The sequence below is a fragment of the Methylosinus sp. PW1 genome (genome assembly GCF_000745215.1).
In the GTDB taxonomy this organism is placed as follows: Bacteria; Pseudomonadota; Alphaproteobacteria; order Rhizobiales; family Beijerinckiaceae; genus Methylosinus.
The window spans coordinates 59,354-77,752 of the sequence record NZ_JQNK01000001.1; the positions used below are offsets into that span (position 1 = coordinate 59,354).

15 protein-coding genes and 3 pseudogenes are annotated in these 18,399 nt (G+C 60.8%); 10 read left to right on the top strand and 8 right to left on the bottom strand.

The features are described from left to right. Window positions 1-16 precede the first annotated feature (16 nt). From istA (K369_RS00315) to K369_RS00325, 3 genes are all read left to right on the top strand, one after another. The gene (gene istA, locus K369_RS00315) at window positions 17-1,489 is read left to right on the top strand and encodes an IS21 family transposase (protein ID WP_084570366.1); all 1,473 of its coding nucleotides are present in this window, start codon (window positions 17-19) and stop codon (window positions 1,487-1,489) included. Window positions 1,490-1,503: 14 nt separating this feature from the next. Then, a complete protein-coding gene (gene istB, locus K369_RS00320) occupies window positions 1,504-2,292 on the top strand; it encodes an IS21-like element helper ATPase IstB (RefSeq protein ID WP_036286293.1) in 789 nt (262 codons plus the stop codon). Between the two features lie 311 nt (window positions 2,293-2,603). Next, window positions 2,604-3,296, top strand: coding sequence for a hypothetical protein (locus K369_RS00325; protein ID WP_036286175.1), 693 nt, complete (start codon window positions 2,604-2,606; stop codon window positions 3,294-3,296). Window positions 3,297-3,447: 151 nt separating this feature from the next. Here the strand turns inward: K369_RS00325 and K369_RS00330 are convergent, their stop codons facing one another. The 5 genes from K369_RS00330 to K369_RS00350 form a co-directional block, all read right to left on the bottom strand. Beyond that, a complete protein-coding gene (locus K369_RS00330) occupies window positions 3,448-3,627 on the bottom strand; it encodes a hypothetical protein (protein WP_024882058.1) in 180 nt (59 codons plus the stop codon). A 36-nt stretch (window positions 3,628-3,663) separates the two neighbouring features. Beyond that, window positions 3,664-3,882: a hypothetical protein gene (locus tag K369_RS00335; protein WP_036286179.1), complete on the bottom strand. Its 219-nt coding sequence runs from the start codon at window positions 3,880-3,882 to the stop codon at window positions 3,664-3,666. An 82-nt stretch (window positions 3,883-3,964) separates the two neighbouring features. Beyond that, the gene (locus K369_RS00340; RefSeq protein ID WP_156967616.1) at window positions 3,965-4,414 is read right to left on the bottom strand and encodes a hypothetical protein; all 450 of its coding nucleotides are present in this window, start codon (window positions 4,412-4,414) and stop codon (window positions 3,965-3,967) included. Window positions 4,415-4,477: 63 nt separating this feature from the next. Further along, entirely contained in the window at window positions 4,478-4,921 is a 444-nt protein-coding gene (locus tag K369_RS00345; protein ID WP_245278034.1) for a hypothetical protein, read from the bottom strand. A gap of 146 nt (window positions 4,922-5,067) precedes the next feature. Next, entirely contained in the window at window positions 5,068-6,270 is a 1,203-nt protein-coding gene (locus K369_RS00350; RefSeq protein WP_036286195.1) for an IS256 family transposase, read from the bottom strand. Between the two features lie 123 nt (window positions 6,271-6,393). Here K369_RS00350 and K369_RS25910 point away from each other — a divergent pair, with 123 nt between their 5' ends. After that, window positions 6,394-6,567, top strand: a complete 174-nt coding sequence (locus K369_RS25910; protein ID WP_198032979.1) for a hypothetical protein — start codon at window positions 6,394-6,396, stop codon at window positions 6,565-6,567. 10 nt (window positions 6,568-6,577) lie between these two features. Here K369_RS25910 and K369_RS24315 read toward each other — a convergent pair whose 3' ends face one another. Next, window positions 6,578-6,991 carry a hypothetical protein gene (locus K369_RS24315; protein WP_156967617.1) on the bottom strand — a complete coding sequence of 138 codons (414 nt, stop codon included), beginning with the start codon at window positions 6,989-6,991 and terminating at the stop codon, window positions 6,578-6,580. A 160-nt stretch (window positions 6,992-7,151) separates the two neighbouring features. On the opposite strand from K369_RS24315, the gene K369_RS00360 reads away from it, so the two are divergent. The 3 genes and pseudogenes from K369_RS00360 to K369_RS27425 form a co-directional block, all read left to right on the top strand. Further along, a complete protein-coding gene (locus K369_RS00360; RefSeq protein WP_036286199.1) occupies window positions 7,152-11,180 on the top strand; it encodes a glycosyltransferase in 4,029 nt (1,342 codons plus the stop codon). Window positions 11,181-11,248: 68 nt separating this feature from the next. Then, window positions 11,249-12,202, top strand: coding sequence for a hypothetical protein (locus K369_RS00365; protein ID WP_156967618.1), 954 nt, complete (start codon window positions 11,249-11,251; stop codon window positions 12,200-12,202). Between the two features lie 59 nt (window positions 12,203-12,261). After that, a pseudogene (locus tag K369_RS27425) lies at window positions 12,262-12,426 on the top strand (IS4 family transposase); the annotation flags it as partial. Between the two features lie 260 nt (window positions 12,427-12,686). On the opposite strand, the gene ltrA reads toward K369_RS27425, so the two are convergent. Beyond that, entirely contained in the window at window positions 12,687-13,988 is a 1,302-nt protein-coding gene (gene ltrA / locus K369_RS00375) for a group II intron reverse transcriptase/maturase (protein ID WP_036286206.1), read from the bottom strand. Window positions 13,989-14,268: 280 nt separating this feature from the next. Here ltrA and istA (K369_RS00380) point away from each other — a divergent pair. The 3 genes and pseudogenes from istA (K369_RS00380) to K369_RS25915 all read left to right on the top strand — a co-directional run. Continuing rightward, window positions 14,269-15,835, top strand: a pseudogene (gene istA, locus K369_RS00380) (IS21 family transposase). Then, window positions 15,768-16,496 carry an IS21-like element helper ATPase IstB gene (gene istB / locus K369_RS00385; RefSeq protein WP_024882319.1) on the top strand — a complete coding sequence of 243 codons (729 nt, stop codon included), beginning with the start codon at window positions 15,768-15,770 and terminating at the stop codon, window positions 16,494-16,496. The pseudogene istA (K369_RS00380) and the gene istB (K369_RS00385) overlap by 68 nt, the downstream one beginning before the upstream one ends. Window positions 16,497-17,002: 506 nt before the next feature. Next, a pseudogene (locus K369_RS25915) lies at window positions 17,003-17,167 on the top strand (IS110 family transposase); the annotation flags it as partial. A gap of 287 nt (window positions 17,168-17,454) precedes the next feature. On the opposite strand, the gene K369_RS28070 reads toward K369_RS25915, so the two are convergent. Further along, window positions 17,455-18,228: a transposase gene (locus tag K369_RS28070; RefSeq protein WP_371033275.1), complete on the bottom strand. Its 774-nt coding sequence runs from the start codon at window positions 18,226-18,228 to the stop codon at window positions 17,455-17,457. Window positions 18,229-18,399: the final 171 nt, after the last annotated feature.

Below are 18,399 nucleotides of genomic sequence, written 5' to 3' on the forward strand. Positions count from 1 at the left end.
CCAGGTGATGCTCTACATGACCTCCCGCACCCGACATCAAAACCAGGAAGCAGCGGCAGCCAACGCCGGCTTCAGCGCGCGCACTGCGCGCCGCATCGACAAAGACCCGCGCTTGCCATCTCAAAAGAAGCAGCCGCGAAGCTGGCGAACCCGCGCCGATCCGCTGGCCGATATTTGGCCGCGGGTATTGGAGATGCTCGCCGTCCCCGGCGTCATGGCCGTGACCATTTTCGAGGACCTCCAGGATGAGCTCGGTCCGGAGGTTTTTCCCGACAGCGTCCGCCGCACGCTCGAACGTCGCATCGCAAAATGGCGCGCCCTTCATGGAGCCGACAAAGAGGTGTTCTTTCCTCAGCGCCACGACGCCGGTCGCCAGGCGTTGTCAGATTTCACCGTCGCCGACTCTCTCGACGTCACCATCGCCGGCGAACCATTCCCGCACCGTCTCTACCATTTCCGGCTGGCGTGCAGCGGCTGGGAGCATGTGCGGGTGATCCTCGGCGGCGAGAGCTTTTCCGCTGTCGCCGAAGGGTTGCAGGATGCGCTTTGGAAGTTGGGCGGCGTCCCCCGCGAGCACCGAACCGACTCGCTGTCGGCCGCTTTCAAGAACCTGGACCGCTCCGCGCAGCTCGATTTCACCAAGCGTTATGACGATTTGTGCCGGCACTACGGCATGGAGGCCACCCGCAACAATCCCGGCGTCGCCAATGAGAACGGCAGCATCGAAGCCGCCAATGGCCACATCAAGGTCCGCCTCGACCAGAGGCTGCGGCGCCGGGGAAGCCGGGATTTCGACAGCGTCGAAGCCTACCGCGCCTTCGTCGCCGGGGTCTGCGACCGTTACAACGCTCGCCGCGCCGAGGCGGTCGTTGCGGAGCGCGCGACGCTCAAAACCCTGCCCAGGCGCCGGACAACCGACTTCGCGACAGTATCGGCGAAGGTCACGCGCAACAGCACCATCAATGTCGACCGGGTGCTTTATTCGGTCCCATCCCGGCTGATCGGCCAAAAGATCGAAGTGCGTCTGTTCGACGACCGGTTGGAATGTTTCCTCGGGCCCGATCCGGTCATGCGCATGACCCGTGTGCGCACCGACCGCGCGCGCGGCCACGCGATCGATTATCATCATCTGATCGGCACGCTGCGGCGCAAGCCGCAAGCCCTGCGCTACCTCGTCTACCGCGAAGCCCTCTTTCCGCGCGCCGCCTACACCCGCGCCTGGGCGGCCCTGGACGCCGCCCTGCCGCAAAGAGACGCCTGCCGGACGATGGTCGGATTGCTGGTTCTGGCCTCGACCCGCGAAGCCATCGAGATTGCTTTGGCCGAGCGTCTCGACGCGATCCTGGACGCCGGCAAACTGCCCGACATCGCCAAGCTCGAAGAGGAATTCGTGAGCAAGCCGCGCCCATCGAGCGATGTCGTCATTCCCGAGCCGGATCTGCAAGCCTACGATCGCCTTTTGCCATCCGCTTGCGAGGCTCGGCCATGAAGGAGGAGCCTGACATGACGGACACGACCATGACCGATGCGGCCTTCCTCTCCTCCTTGTTGACCGAGCTGCGCCTGCCCAGCATCGCACGCAATTGGCGCCGCATTGCCGAGATTGCCGATCGCGACGGCTGGCCCGCCCAAAAAACGATCGCCGCGCTGATGGAGATCGAGGTCGCCGAGCGCACTTCACGCCGTATCCAACGTCACCGCGATCAATCCGAAACGCCCGCCGGGAAAACCTTCGCCAGCTTCGACTTCGACGCGGCGTCGGGGGTGCGAAAACAGCAGCTTCTTGCGATCGGCTCCGGCGGAGACTGGATCAGAAACGGCGACAATCTTTTGCTGTTCGGGAAAAGCGGCACGGGAAAAAGCCACGCCATGGCGGCCATCTGCCATGCGCTCATCGACACCGGAAAGCGGGTATTGTTCACCCGCACCATCGACATCGTTCAGCGCCTTCAGACCGCGAGACGCGATCTTTCTCTCATCGACGCCCTGGAGAAGCTGGACAAGTTCGACCTCGTCGTGCTCGACGACCTTTCCTATGTCCGCAAGGATCAAGCCGAGACCAGCGTCCTGTTCGAGCTCATCGCGCATCGATACGAACGCCACAGCATCGCCATCACCGCCAATCAGGCTTTCTCCGCCTGGAACATGGTTTTCCCGGACGCCGCTATGACCGCGGCCGCCGTGGACCGCCTGGTTCATCACGCGACGATCATCGAAATGAATGGAGAAAGCTACAGGGAGCGCTCCGCAGCCCGCAGAGCCGAAAGCGAGGAACCGCCGTCCTCGGCTTGAGCATGCCATAGAAACACGCCGCCTCACTTCCGGTAATCGCCGGCGGTCGAAGCGCCAGCGACAATTACCCTCACAAGGACCCAAAACAGCCAGCGTCAATTAATGTAATTGTCGTAACAATACCCTCTTGCCAAACGACAACTACACAGATAGCGTCCTGATCGCTACTCGACGCATGGCAGACATGGCCAGTCTAATTGTCGGTAAGCGGCCTTCATAATTGTCGCTGTGCTGAAGCGGTTTTCGATCAAGACCTGGCTGGATCGGATGGATGCCCAGCTATCGTCCGGCAAGTTTCGGGAGTGGCTGCCATGACTCTGAAGGAAACGGGAAATCCGATCGAGAGCGTGGCCGAAGATGTGCGCAATTCGGCGCGGCAGGCGGAAGCGGCGGCGGCGGCGGAGGGGATCGAGCCGAACGGCCCTCTCGGCGGCTTCGTCGGAGCGTTCAAATGGGCGCTTTTGAAGCTGGCCGATCTGGTCGAGCGGTTCGATGCGTCATTGTCGGGAAAGATGGAGGCGCAGCAACAGCAGATCGTCGCGCTTCACGAGCTCGGCGAGACGGAGATCGAGCGATTGCGTGAGGCGACACGACTTGCGGCGCTGACGATCCGGCAGGCGGAAGTGGTCCAGGAGACGATTGTCACCAACGTCTGCAAGGACTTGGTGAAGAATCTGGTGAGCGAGTCGAAACAGTGGCTGGTGCTGGCGGAGGACAATATCTCCCGTCGTCGCACGCGCATTTTCGCGATGAAGATGAGCGCGGCGGCGCTGGCGCTGCTGAGTGTGAGTTTTTGGTCCGGCTATCAGATTCGCGTGTTGCAAGATGAGCCGGCGCTGCAATCGCTGGCGCGTTGCGCGAAGACGCCGATGCGGGTGGCGATACAGGGTCAGCCGACGGGCGACTGGGTGTGCAAGCTGGACACACTGGCTCCGAGGGAGTGGCGCGATTTGCCGGACGAGCTGAAACGGCGATGGCTGACATGGTGGCCATTTTCGGGCTGAGGCCGAGCCGGCAGGTCTGACACAGACGAGGGGCGGATGCGCGGCGCGCGTCCGCCCCTCTGTTTTTTCCGAACGGTCTGCTCCGCTGGCGCGGTTCAATCGCATGTGAAGGCGAGCAATGTAGCGAATCCGAAGCGCCGAGAGCGCTCGGTCATTCGGGATCGGGGGGCTTCAGTTTGGCGCGGCGATAGGAGGCCTTACCTTTTTTCGGCGCGACGATTTTGGGGCGAGCGTCGAGAGCGATCTCGGCGCCGGCGTTGGCGGCGCGTCGGCGCAGGGCGCGGGCGGCCTGGTTGATCGGGCGGGCGATGGGCCGGCGGGAGAGAGGCATAGCGATTACTTTCGTGGTGGCGAGGCGAGCGGCGAGCTACCATTCGCCATAGAGTTCGCCGTCCTCGAGGCGCCAGACGTCCCATTCGAATGCGGTCTCCGACCCGTCGCTATAGAAGGCGCGGCCGGTGACTTTCATCGCCGATCCGTCTTCGACCGAGGCGACGACGTCGTCGATTTCGACGCGGAGGCAATTTCTGTATGAAGCCATGACGCGGGCGACATAGGCTTTTGCGGATTCGGCGGGGACCGGCATGGGTCGCTCTCCTCGTCAGGGCGGATCAATCAATATAGGGAAACGGTGTCGCGGAAGCCTCGCGGCTCCCGCTCGCCGTGCATCAAGCGCCGAAGGCGTCGATTTCGGCCTGGGGAGATTTGCGCTCCACGGGCTCGGCGCGGTCGGCGGCTTCCACGAACTGGGCGACGAAGGTGAAGCTCGTTCCCGAATTGCCATTGAACGGCTTCCAATAGCCGCGCAGGTCGAGCGTTGCGCCGATCGCATATCCGGCGACGATCGTGTCGAATTCGTCGCGGCTCATGTGATCGGGGGCGTACCAGACGGCGCGGACCTCGCGGCCATTCGGCTGGTCGCCGTAGAAATGGATGGCGCGGTCGCCGGCGACGGTGAAGCGGGCGTCCGGGTGATCGGTGAGGTTGACGCGGAGAGCGTCGCGGGATCGCAGGAGGCGACGGGTGTGGTCGTCGGTGATGGCGTCGGCGCGGCGACGCTGTTCCTGCTCGCGCTGCTCGGCTGCGTTCGGACGGCGGAGCTTGCTGAAGTCGAACATGTCGTTCTCCATCGAGATCGAGAGAGCGGGAGGCGGGGATCTTTCGATCCCCGCCGCTCGGGCTCAGCCGAAGGCTCCCAATTCGGCGGCGGCGGACTTGCGTTCGACGCTTTCGGTCTCGCTGGGGGCGACGTAGGGCTTCCAATCTTCGCCGGTGATTTGGAGATAGGCCTCGACGGCTCCCTCGGCGGCGGCGAGAAGGGCGTAGGCCTGGATGGCGAGATCAGCGGCGAACTGGCGAGCGCGCTGGGCCTTGGACTCGAAGCCGGCGGGGGCGTCGCGATCCTCGTCGCGGGCTTCGTTGGCGAGCTTGGCGGTGAGGGTGCGGGCCTCGGTCAGCTTTTCGGAGTAGAAGCGTCCGGCTCCCTGGGCGGAAGCGACGTAGGTCCCGACGATGCGCTGAAAGTGCATCTTGGTGGCGGTCTCGTTGAGCGCTTCGTCGAAGGCGGTCCAGGTCTTGCGGAGCAGCGTGTCGTGGGCGTCGCGGATCCCGGAGAAGTCGGGCACGGAGAGGGCGAAGGCTGCGGCGACGTTCGTCGCGATCGCGTCGTCGGGGCATGCGCCGCTTCCTCGTGCACGTCTTGCCCAAGGGCTTTCGGCGCATTCGTCATTTCGGGACTGTCAGGAATCTTGTGTGCGGGGCCGGGTTCCCATCACGCCGCGACGAAGCGATCATCGAACATGATGGCGAATTGATTTTTCGCCTCGCACCATTCGCGAGGCGCCATTTTCCACTCTCCCGCGACTTGGCGCAAGACGAGATAGAGGAGCTTCATCGCCGCGTCATCGGTCGGAAAATGCCCTCTCGTTCGCACGGCGCGCCGCAGCTTCGCGTTCAAGGATTCTATGGCGTTCGTCGTGTATATGATCCGTCGCACCGCGATCGGAAAGGCGAAAAACGGGATGACCTGCTCCCAATTGCGCCGCCAGCCCTGCGCGATCGACGGATATTTCTTGCCCCAATGGCCGCCGTCGAAGGCCTCCAGAGCTTCGCGAGCCGCCTCGGCGGTCGGGGCGCGATAGATCGTCTTCAGCGCGCCGGCGATCGCCTTGCGGTCCTTGTATGAAGCGAATTCCATCGAGTTTCGAATGAGATGCACGATGCAGGTCTGCACGGTCGTCTGCGGAAACACCGCATTGATCGCCTCCGGAAAGCCCTTCAGGCCGTCGACAACGGCGATCAGTATGTCGCCGACGCCGCGGTTCTTCAGCTCGTTCATCACCCGAAGCCAGAATTTGGCGCCCTCCGAGGTCTCGATCCAAAGGCCCAGAATATCCTTGGTTCCGTCCGGCGTGACGCCGAGCGCGACATAGACGGCCTTGTTGCGAACCAGGCCCTCATCGCGGATTTTTACGCGCAGGGCGTCGAAGAAAACCAAGGGATACATCGCCTCGAGCGGCCGGTTCTGCCATTCGGCGACGGTCTCCAGCACGGCGTCGGTGACCGTCGAGATCAGATCGGGCGAGACCTCCAGGCCGTAGAGCTCGAGCAAATGGCCCTGGATCTCGCGCACCGTCATGCCGCGCGCATACATCGACACGATTTTCTCGTCGAAGCCGGGAAAGCGGCGCTGATAGCGCGCGATCAGCTTGGGATCGAAGCTCCCCTCCCGGTCCCGCGGAACTCTGATGTCGATCTTCGACGTCTCGGTCAGCACGGTCTTCTTCGAATAGCCGTTGCGATGGTTCGCCTTACCCGCCGCCGCTTCGCTCTCGAGATGGTCGTCCATTTCGGCGTTCAGAACCCGTTCCGCCAGCGCCTTCTTCAGCTCGTCGAACAGGCCGTCCTTGGAAAAAACCTCCTTCGGATCGCGTCCCGACAGCAATTGGTCCAGTGTGTCCTTCTTGATCGCCATAGCCCGCCTCCTGCGGTTCTACTATGGCCCCGCACACAAGATTCCTGACAGTCCCGTCATTTCGGCTTTTTCGCCAACGCCCGCCGCGCCCAGAAGCTCGCCCATATCCGTGCCGCTCTCGATATGGCCGAGCCGCCGCTGGGCGCCGAGCCCGCCGATTATCGCGAGCGCTACGCCACGCTCACCGGCAAGCGCATCGACATCTGCCCCTGCTGCGGCGGCCGCATGGTCGATCTCGGCCCTCTGCCCCGTCCTTCGAAGCCGCGCCACTCGACGCAAAGATACGACACCTCATGAGTCCGATGGATCACCGCTCGTCCGTATCCGCGAACTTCGACGGACGCATTCCCGCGCCGAACGGGAGCGATCGCCGCGGCGCGCGTTTCGATGCCGCCATCCAGAGATCGCGAGCGCTCGCGTCACCGCAAATCGCGCGTAACTCCGGCGTTATCGACTGCCGTTCCCCTTTCAGCAGCTCGTTGCTCGATCCTCGCGGCGCCTCAAACCTCCGATGGCGCCGTCCAAATCCGGCCCGGCGCATCGAGCGCCCATAGATCGTGGCCAACGTCACCGCGGCTTCGTTCAATCCGGCTTCAAATAGGTTCCGCGGTCGAGTGGCTGCATGATTCGTGACGCGGAACCTATTTGAACCCTCAAGTATTCCGAACATGCCGGAGCCGAAATTGATCGCGCCCTTGGAACGCTTCCAGGCCTTCATCATGCAAAACTCAGCGACGGCCGCCGTGCTCGCCGTAGGATAAAAATGAGGGGATGGATGAGGGGGTTAACAGATTCGCTTAGATGAGCTACTTGTCTTGCGCCGTCACGAAGCCGCCGATCTTAATGCACAATGAGATTGGGGAGGCTCCAACGAGGTTCAAATGAAAAAGCTGCTCGTACTTAGCTTCTTTCCTGCATTCAACCCCCCTCAGAGCGGAGGCGAACTCCGACTCTATCATCTTTATCGAGAATTGAGCAGCTTCTATCAAGTAGTCCTTATCAGCTCGTCTCATCTCGGCGGCAAAGAAGAGATCGTTTATCATACTGATACTTTTATCGAACGGCGCATTCCCAAGGATCATCAGTTCGCTGAGCAATGGGATCTATTGAGCCTGACGGCGGGTGACGGCGATTTGTCAGGTCCTAGCGTTGGGGCGGCTGGCCGTCTACCGTCGATGTTTCATGCCGCCTATTTACAAGAATATAGCGACTCCGACGTTATTATCCACGATTCGCCTTTCACTCTCGACTACGATCTTTTCTTCAACATCGACACGAAGCCACGGGTTTACAATTCTTACAATTGTGAATCGCTTCTCTACAAGCAACTCCACCCCGGCGACAAGTCCACGCCAATCCATAATCTCGTCTACGATCTGGAACTTCGTCTGTTGAAAGGTGCAGATCTCGTCATTTATTGCAGCGAAACTGACTTGCGAAGCTTCGAAGAAATGACGTCTCTGAACGAGACCATGTTCCTCCCCAACGGAACGTCGTCACAAGCGATTCCTGCCCGCCCAGCGAGCTTCGGGCCCATCCGCGACCTCGTATTCATTGGAAGTGGCCATCGCCCCAATATGCTCGCGGCGTCCGCCATCGTAGAAACCATCGCGCCGGAAGCATCGGAATTCACGTTTCACATCATCGGCGATTGCCTGCCTCCGGGCAAATACCTGCCAAACGTTAAGCGCTACGGGCGGATCGACAATGTCGCCAAGGCGGAAGTGATCACTCTGGTCGATTGCGCGATCAATCCTATGACAACGGGCAGCGGCTCAAGCCTCAAGGTTTTCGATTTCTTTGAAAACCGGTTGCCGCTGTTCTCGACCGCATTCGGCATGCGTGGGATAGATGCCTCTGAGGGCGTGCATTATGTTGGTGCGGAAGTCGAGAGTTTTGCCCAGGTTCTACGTCAGTGGTCGGGCCGCCGCACCGACCTCGCCAATATCGCCAACAAGGCGCACGAGCTCGTTTCCACCAAATACAATTGGCGCCTGCTGGCGCAGGAGCTGCGCCAGCGCCTCGGCGGGTTGGCCGGCAGGAAGGCAGGCCCGCTCGCCGGCCCCTATGTGCTAGCGCTCAATGACTACGACCCTTTCCGCTCGATTGGCGGCGGCGCGACGCGCATTCGAGGCATCTACGAAGCCGTAGCCGATTGGAGTCCAGTCGTTTTCGTGAGTTTCTCCGAGGGCAGAGAGATCAGCGTCGAGCGCCTAAGCGACGCCATCGCCGTCGTGCGCGCGCCGAAGACGGCAGCGCATGTCGACCGCGAGCAGGCGCTCGACTCAAAATTCCATATTTCGTCGCGCGACATAGTGGCGATCAAGCAGGTACCGGAAAATTCGCACCTCGTGGCGCTTTATCAGACGCTACGCGGCAAGGCGCGCGTCGTCGTCATCGAGCATCCCTACATGGTCGGCCTGCCCGATCTTTTTTGCGATCGTTTTGTCTATTCGGGCCACAACGACGAGATCGCTCTCAAGACTGACGCGCTCTGCTGGCATCCAGATCGAGACGAACTCATGGCCGATCTGATCGAAGCGGAAGGTGTCGCCATCGAAAATTCGGTTGCGGTAGTGGCGGTCTCGGACGAAGACGCCGAGGGATATCTGCGCGGGCGATCCCGTGGCGCGCCGGTAATAGTCGTGCGCAACGGCGCGATGGCACCTGCCGAGCCGAGGCAAGAAGATTTGACCGTCGCGAATAAGCAGATCGGCCACCGCTCAGCGCTCTTCCTCGGCTCCGCCCATATGCCCAATATCGATGCCGCGCGCTTCATCGTCGAGAAACTTGCGGCTACTTGTCCAGACGTGGAGTTTCATCTCGTCGGCTCGGTCGGCGGTTCCTTCCCCGGACCCAATCCCAAGAACGTCGTGGTCTGGGGCGTACTCGAAGATAAGCTTAAATCGGCGGTGATGCAGAGGTGCCGCATCGCGCTCAACCCGATGACGTCCGGATCCGGCTCCAATGTAAAGCTTGCAGACTATCTAGCCAATGGCCTCTTCGTTATGACCACGGAATTCGGCCTCCGCGGTTATCGGCGCTCCGACGCGAAGCATATGCGCGTCGTGAAGCTCGACGACTTCGCCGCGGTGTTGAAAGAGTCGTTCGAAGACGAGACCCTTTTCAACGCATCCCGCCGCGCCGAGCGCAAGGCGATGTTCGATTCCAATTACGCGATGCATGCTTATGCGAGGCGCTTCGTCGAGCTGCTCGCCGACGTCGAGAAGCCGAAGAAGCGCCTGCTGTTCGTCACCTATCGCTACTCCTGGCCGCTTCTTGGCGGTGCCGAATTGCATCTGTGGCATCTGCTTCAAAAGCTCGGCGAAAGTGGTGAATTCTACATCGACGTCGTCGCGACCAAGGTCACGCGCATTCGGGACGAGCAGCGCTTCGTCGGTCGATATGATTTCGACGAAGCCATCGGCGCACCAATAGGCGCGAAGAACATTCGCTTCGCGCGCTTCGATCTCGATCAGGTCGACGAGGCGGCCGACTTCGAACTTGGCACGGCGGTCTGGAGCGCTCAGCTCGGCTTCGAGAAGGCGCTCTACGGCATGCTGCGCGGCTCTATTGCCACGAGTGGCCTCGCTTGGGGGTGGGGACCCCTTGAGCAATGGAAGGACGGGCCCGTACGCTGGGCCTTTCGATCCGCGGGATTGCATCTTTCGCGTCAGGCCCGCGTGCGCGTCAAGGCGCGCAGTGCCGAACGGATCGTCCTGCTCGTTCAGGATCAAGACAATCGCATCCTTTTCCACGACAAGTTGTCCGGTGACATAGACTGCACTTTCGAAGCGGGGCCGGGGCCGCTGACGCTTTCCGTGACGCGCGATGAGCCATTGCCAGATCAACGGCCCCTGGGCCTCGCGGTGGAGCAGGTGACGATCGATGGCGCGCCGCTCGATCTCGCGTCGAATACCGTGCTGTCGGTCGCTCAGCTGCCGGCGGAGCAGGCCTTCGAGTTGCTAGGAGACGCGGCGGAAGCTTCACGCGCCGTCGCGGGCGTGCGGCTCTCCGACGTTCGTGGGCCCCACTCCAGCTCGCTGGAGCGGTTTCTTGAGGAGAATGTCAGGCGGTATGATCTCGTGCTCACCCACAACAATGTCTTCCGGCCGCCCGTTGCCGCGGTCGAGGCCGCCAATCGCGCCGACGTGCCTGTGATCCTGCTTCCGCACGCTCATCTCGATGACGACTACTACCATTTCCCAGACACGCTGAGCGTTGTGACAACAGCAACTGTCGCCTGCGTGGCCCCGCGTGCAGCATGCACCTATTACGAAAAGCGTGGTGCTCGGAAAGTCGTACATCACACTCCGGGGATCGACCTCGGCGAGGCATTCACGGCGGACGACATCGAGGCTTTCCGAGCAGTCTACGGCAAAGGCGGACGCTTCGTGCTCGCTCTCGGCCGTAAGTCCCGCGCCAAAGGCTATCGTGACGTGATTGCCGCGGTGGATGAACTCGCGAAAGAGACCGACATTCGCCTCGTGTTGATCGGACCCGACGACGATCTCGAACCGATCCGCTCGCCCAATGTTACATATCTCGGGATTCAGCCGCGCAATGTCGTGAGGGGTGCGCTCCAGGCCTGCCTAGCGTTGACAGCCATGAGCGTGAGTGAAAGCTTCGGCATTGTGATTCTAGAAGCATGGATGGCAGGCCGGCCGGTGATCGCCAACAGCGACTGCGCCGCGTTCCGTGATCTCATCGTTCACAACGAGAACTCAATCCTCGTCACCAGGGAACAGTTGCCCGAGGCGATCAGGGAGATCGCTTGCAATGAGACGCTGGTACAACGCCTCGTCGACAACGCACGGGAAACGCTAAAATACCACGATTGGGAAAAGGTCGCGCGTGACTTTGTCGCCTTGTGCCGGGAATATGCAGCGCCACGCCTGCCCGGATCATAGCCGTAGCCGCTGCACAGCTTTGGTCGCGGCTTTCGGAAAGCCTATCTGGACGTTCGAGGTGACTAGCAATGGTGAATGGAATCGAAGCGAAGGACCGTGGATTGCCGAGCGGCGCGGACGATGGGAGTTTGGCAAGGTTCAGAAGCAGAGAGACACCCGTCTCCACCTCAAGCCCGGGAACGCGGACGGTTCGCTCCGCTGGCGCGCTGGCGGGCGACGCCATTCGACTCCTGGGGGGGCTTCATGACAATTTGACAGCGCTCTACGACAAGATCGATTCCTTGACCGTCACCAATCGCAGCCTGCAGGATCAGCTCGCGCGAAGCGAGATCGCAATTGCGCGACTCGTCCGCAGGCTGCACGTCGGCGAAGTCGTGGCTCCCCAAGTGGCGGCCAATGCGACCCTGCAACGAGAGAACCAGGAGCTACGCGCACAAATTTCGGAACTGCTTGTCGATTTCGATGCCTATCGCGCACGCGATGAAGCGCGACGCAGCGGTAAGCGCGGGCTTATGCAGGCGCAGGGCACTTTCGCCTCTCGCGCCGAACGAAAGAAATTCGAAGCTCTGTTCGACCGCGCCTTCTATCTCGAAACCTATAGGGACGTCGCCAAAGCTGGCATGGACCCGGTTCACCACTATTTGGAGTACGGCTTCTCCGAGGGACGGTTTCCTCATCCCTTGTTCGACACTCGATATTATCTCGCGACATATGAGGACGTGCGGCGCTCTGGCGTTAATCCTTTCTTACAATTCGTGCGCCAAGGAGAAAGTGAGGGCCGCAACCCTAACGCGTGGCTGGACGTGTCGTGGTATGCCGCTAACAATCCCGACATCGCGCAAAGTGGACTGGCCCCTTTTGCTCATTACGCCAAGATCGGGGCCTTGGAGGCGCGCGATCCGGGGCCAGCTTTCCACGCGGGGACCTATTTCTGCAAACATCCACAGATCCGCAAAGGCGAAACGGATCCGCTCGCCCATTGGCTTCACACTGAGAGCCGCAAAATGGCTTCTCCGGCTTGAATTCAGCCTATGACACCGTAGCCAATGGGCATTATCATCTCGGCGTCGAGCGGTCGACGCTCGCGGAAGCCAGCGTTCGTTGGCGGGTCGCCGTCTTCGCCGATCCCTTCGCGCAACTCGCCCCGACGCTCGACCGCAAAACGCGGCGCGAAGGAGCCGAGATGCTCCGGCTCATCGACTCGACTCTCATCCCATTGAGCAAGTTCCATGAGTTTGCCCGCTCTACCACAGTATTCGTCCGGCGGCGGCCGCCTTACGAATCAGCGTGTCGGATAAGACACTGGTAGAGTCGAGGAAGGGCGCGGTGACACGTCGAGACATGTTCCGTTTCCCCTCCCCGCTCATCAGTAGGGTCGGGGACTGGCGCGCCGGTGTCGATCAGCTCGTGACCGAACCACGTTTCCAGCCCCCGCCACGTCGAACGCAGCATGCGGTTTTCCCGCACTACGCTCTCCTGTTTGTTTCGCCTCGAGGGTTATGGGACCTATCGTGCCGGGGCGACTTTCGAAGCAGGCCTTACGACTCGGTAGCCATTGAAGAGCTTCAGAGTCTCATACAGCCAACTCCTACTCCACCGCGTCCAGCCGAAGCCCTGTCGATTCCGGGCTCTCATCATGTGGCGCCTAATCTTCTTTTCAACCCAGTCTTTCACCAATCCGAAGCACTCGCTGGCGTGCCCCACCGCGAAGTAATTCACCCAACCGCGCAGCACCGGGTTGATCAACTTGACGATCCGATCAGCCGGTTGCGATTGGTGGCGGCGGAACACAGCCTTCAGCGCCCGTAACAGAGCTGTCCGCTTTTTGAGTTTAGGCGTGTAGTGAGCACGCCATACACCTCGCAGACTGCGCATGCGGCGGAAATCGAACCCCAGGAAGCCGAAACTTTCGCCTCGACATAGGTCCACGATTCGACTCTTCTCTTCGTTGACTTCGACCTGTAGTTTGGCGAGCTCTTGCCGCAACCGCTTCTCCACCGCTGCCATCAGCCAGTCATGTCGCGGGTGAGCGTCGATCAAGATCACCAAGTCATCCGCGAATCTCGCGTATTCGACATAGGTGTACTTGCCGTAACGCGTGACCTCTTTCGCGCGCTCCAGCATCTTATCAACCTCGGTGAGGTAGATGTTGCTGAGCAGCGGCGAAACGACCCCGCCTTGCGGAACGCCTCGTTTTCCGTTGGCTTTGAGCATGACCTTCAGCAGGTGCATCACGTCGACATCATCCACGCGCTGGGCCACTTTCGCCAACAACCGATCATGTCGGACATTGTCGAAGTAACTGCGCAGGTCGACATCTATCACGCGTGTTTTCTGCTGAACGATGGCTCGTGCCACACGGTCCACCGCTTCGTGAGCTGTCCGACGGGGACGGTATCCGAACGACCCCGGCTGGAAATCCGCCTCGAAGATAGGTTCCAATATGAGTTTGAGCGCACCCTGCACCACCCGGTCACGGATCGAGGGAATCGAGAGAACGCGGACCTTGCCGCCATCCTTCGGGATTTCCTGTCTTCGAGACGGTAATGGCACGTAGGAGCGTTCGACCAGTTCGTCCGCTATCTGCGCGAGGAAAGCATCCACGCCTTGCGATTCGATGGCCGCGAAGGTCACACCGTCACTTCCCGGAGCGCCATCGTTCTCTTTGGCCAGTTCATACGCCTCGCGTAATGTTTCCAGTTTGCAGATATGGACATACAGTCCCCAAAACTTCCAGGACGTCTCAGCCTTCGCCTTGACGTATATTCTCCGCCGCAGGTCATGCAAATCGATGGACGTCTTTGTCATCTCGTCCTTGCCTTCCTTATGGTCAGAGACTTCACAAACAGCAGGGCCCCTTTGCTCCGCAGACGTTACTCCGCTATGGCGCGGCAATCTGGATGAGAAGAGCGCGACAATCTGGATGAGATTTTTCGGTCGCGGTGACGAGATGATTGTCGCGGAGCGACGATGTTATTCGGCGTGCAAGTTTGACCCCCATACGAGGGGAATCGGCGTTGAAAATTGACCCCCTCTGGTGAAGTCCGGACAGTCCGCCCGTTTTGGTTGAAACGGCGGGTGGTGGGGGATGTTGATTGTGGAGACGATCGGACGAATCCGTCGCGAACATTTCGTCAAGGGCAAGACGATCAAGGAGATCGCTCGCGATCTGGGCATTTCACGGAACACGGTCCGCAAGGCGCTGCGGTCGGAGGCAACGTCCTTCGCTTACGAGCGCGACAATCAGCCGTTTCCCAAGCTCGGGCCTTGGTCGGACAAGCTCGATGAGGTTCTCGCGGAGAACGAGAAGAAGGCGCCGCGCGAGCGGCTAACCCTGATCCGTATTTTCGAAGATCTGAGCGGCCTGGGCTACGCGGGCGGCTATGACGCTGTGCGTCGCTACTCGCGCAAATGGCGCAGCGAGCAAGGCGCGGCGACGGCGGCCGCCTATGTGCCGTTGAGCTTCGAGCCGGGCGAAGCCTACCAGTTCGACTGGAGCCACGAGATCGTTGTGCTCGACGGCGTGACGACGACCGTGAAGGTGGCGCACATGCGTCTGTGCCACAGCCGCATGCCTTTCGTTCGCGCCTATCCGCGTGAGACGCAGGAGATGGTTTTCGACGCGCATGATCGCGCCTTTACCTTCTTCAGGGGCGCCTGCACGCGCGGCATCTACGACAATATGAAGACGGCGGTGGAGACGATCTTCGTCGGCAAGGAGCGCAAGTTCAATCGTCGCTTCGCGCAAATGTGCAGCCATCATCTCGTCGAGCCGGTCGCCTGCACGCCAGCGTCCGGCTGGGAGAAAGGCCAGGTCGAAAATCAAGTCGGCCTGGCGCGGGAGCGGTTCTTCACGCCGCGCCTGCGGTTCAAGACCTACGACGATATGAACGCCTGGCTTCTCGATAAATGCGTCACCTACGCCAAGGCTCATCCGCATCCGGAAATCGCGGACAAGACGGTCTGGGAGGCATTCGAAGAAGAGCGCCCGAAGCTCGTTCCGCTGCGCGGGCGGTTCGACGGATTCCACGAGCTGACCGCGTCGGTGTCGAAGACTTGCCTCGTGCGCTTCGACAACAATAAATACTCGGTCAATGCGAGCGCCGTCGGCGCCCCGGTCGAGATCCACGCCTACGCCGACCGCATCGTCTTCCGCCAAAAAGGGCGGGTGGTCGCCGAACATGCTCGGGCCTTCGGGCGCGGCGCGACGATCTTCGATCCCTGGCATTATGTGCCAGTTCTCGCGCGCAAGCCCGGCGCGCTACGGAACGGCGCGCCGTTCAAGGACTGGGTGTTGCCGGGAGCGATCGAGCGCGTGCGGCGCAAGCTCGCCGGCAGCAATGATGGCGATCGACAGATGGTCAAGGTTCTGGCCGCCGTCGTCGAGGACGGATTGACCGCGGTGGAAGCCGCCTGCGCGGAGGCGCTCGGCCAAGGCGTCCATTCCGCCGACGTCATTCTCAACATTCTCGCCCGCCGGCGCGAGCCGCCGCCCCCGCCGACGATCCCGACGCCCGAGTCGTTGATGCTGCTGCACATGCCGCTCGCCGACTGCGCCCGCTATGATCAATTGAGGAGAACAGGCTGATGGAACGCACCAAGCTCTTCGATCTCATGGGAGAGCTCAAGCTCTTCGGCATGAGGAACGCCTATGACGAGGTGATGTCGAGTGGCATAAAGAGGCAGCATGAGCCGCCACGCATCGTCGGCGATCTTCTCGAGGCGGAAATCGCCGAAAAGCACGCGCGCTCCATCAAATATCAGATGACGATCGCCAAATTGCCGCTGGCGAAGGACTTCGACGGCTTCCAGTTCAACGGTACGCCGATCAATGAAGGGTTGGTGCGCGATCTCTCGAACGGCGGCTTCCTCGACCAACAACGTAATTGTGTTTTCGTCGGTGGAACCGGTACGGGGAAGAGCCATCTTTCGATAGCGATTGCAAGAAATTGCATTCGCGCTGGAAAACGCGGCCGCTTCTTCAACACCGTCGAACTCGTCACCAGGCTCGAGACCGAAGCGCGAGGAGGTCGTCAGGGACGCTTCGCGGAATATCTCACGAGAATGGACTTCATCATACTCGACGAGCTCGGCTACTTGCCCTTCGCGCAATCTGGCGGACAATTGCTCTTCCATCTGATCAGCCGGCTCTACGAACGCACCTCTATCATCATCACTACCAATCTCGCATTCGGCGAATGGCCGAGCGTGTTCGGCGACGCGAAAATGACCAGCGCGCTGCTCGATCGCCTCACCCACCATTGCGACATCGTCGAGACCGGCAACGAAAGCTGGCGCTTCAAGAACCGCGCCTGACGCTTCCCGATCACATCGCGAACCGAAACGCACTCGCCCCGGCTGCGCAACCCCGCCAGCTCCGCCGGGGCGAGCGCTCGCGTTCCGCCCTACGCCAAAAGGGGGTCAATTTTGAACGCCGATCGGGGGTCAATTTTCGATGCCGATTGACAATCGCCGGCGCGATCGGCGTCGGCGGCGCTGCAGAAAACGGATCCCGGGTGTCAGGAGCCATCTTGGCTTGAGAATATCCGAATCCGAATCCAAAAAGCCATCGAACGTGATAATATTGACCAATAATATTCTCACGTTTGACGGCTTCCCACGTCGCTTTGGCCGGAAAACTGGGCCGTGTCGTGCGTCGCCGTTCGCAATTCTATAGAAATGTTGGAACAGCAAATTCTCAAATTAGCTGGCTTCGGCAAGCGATATTATCGAATTAAATGGATATTCTCAAGCATCATGGCTTTAGTTAACTCGTTGATTTCCCTTAAAACGTATTCTCACGCCAAAATGGCTCCTGACACCGTGAGATCGCATGGAAGGCGCAGGTCCGCTTGTGCGGGCGATACCGTCGCATGCTGGCGCGCGGCAAGAAGGCGCCGATCGTGATCACCGCCATCGCGCGCGAGCTCGTCGGCTTCATGTGGGCGATCGCGCGACAAGTCGAACCGAAGACCATCGGCGCGTAACGCGTACACAAGGACATCGAGGCAGCGGCCAGGGCGTCGGCGCCGGTCAAGGGATCCTCCGTCAAGTTTAGGAGCGGCACGACCGATCTCCGCGGGTCGGACCGAGGCCCCCCTACGACGAAAGCTCCGTATGCGGTATCCAACCCGCGAATGAGAAACGGCTCAACCGTCGAAATCACGCCGGCGTCCTGACCTCTGCCTCGCCGAATATGTTCACCCTCGCCTCATAGGAGTGCGGGGTGGATCGCGCACGCAGATTCCGCTTGAAAAAAGGTCATAAGATCTTGTTAGCCAATGCGACGACCGCCACCATGCGCGGCTCGCGCCCCGAGAATGCGGCCCAGCCAATGGTCGGGCAGCACGCCCTTGCGGACAATCCAGCGGATCCGGCTCATGGTGCCGACAATCAGCAGCTTTCGAATGTTATGTTGCAGCATTTTGCTGACTGAGCCCAACCGCGTTTTTCCGCCGGCCGAATGCTGGCGCGGCACGAGGCCGAGCCAGGCGGCGAAATTCCTGCCGCTGAAAAAAGCGCGCAGATCGAGCGCGAAGCGAGGACCGCGCCCGTCGTGATGGGACCGACGCCGGGAACCGTGCATAGACGGTGCATCTCGACGGTCCCGAACTCCGCCAGGTGCCCGCGCAGCGAATTTATCAATTGCGTTCGCTGTCTGAAGAAACTGATGCGTCCGTAGGGCGACTGCCCGCGCCTGATACTCAGCACTCTTGACCGCCACGCAATGCATATTCGGTCGCAGAGCCGCCTCGGCGATGGCCGCTGCATCTGCGGCATCGTTCTTCTGGCGCTTGACGAAGGGCTTCACGTAAATTGGAGGGATGAGGCGCAACTCATGGCCGAGGCCTTGCGCTACGCGACCCCAATAATGGCTCGTGTCGCAGGCTTCCATCGCGACGATGCGGGGCGTCTGCCCAGGCAAGAGCTGCTCAAGTTTCGAACGCGAAACTGTGCGAACGAATAGAACCACCCCGCCGCGAGCTATTCCGCAGACCTGAAAGCTGCGCTTCGCCAAATCAATCGCCGAGACATGGACCTCCGCCATAATGACCTCCTTCGTCGCGCCTCCCATCCGGGCGCCCTCCGACTTCATACGACGCCGGCCGAAGGGGGCATCCACCCCACCAGTTCACCTCCTTGTATTCAGTGGATTTTCACCACCTTCGCCTTGCTCATCTTGCCCGGCGCTCCAACGATCTTCACCGCCACCATATCA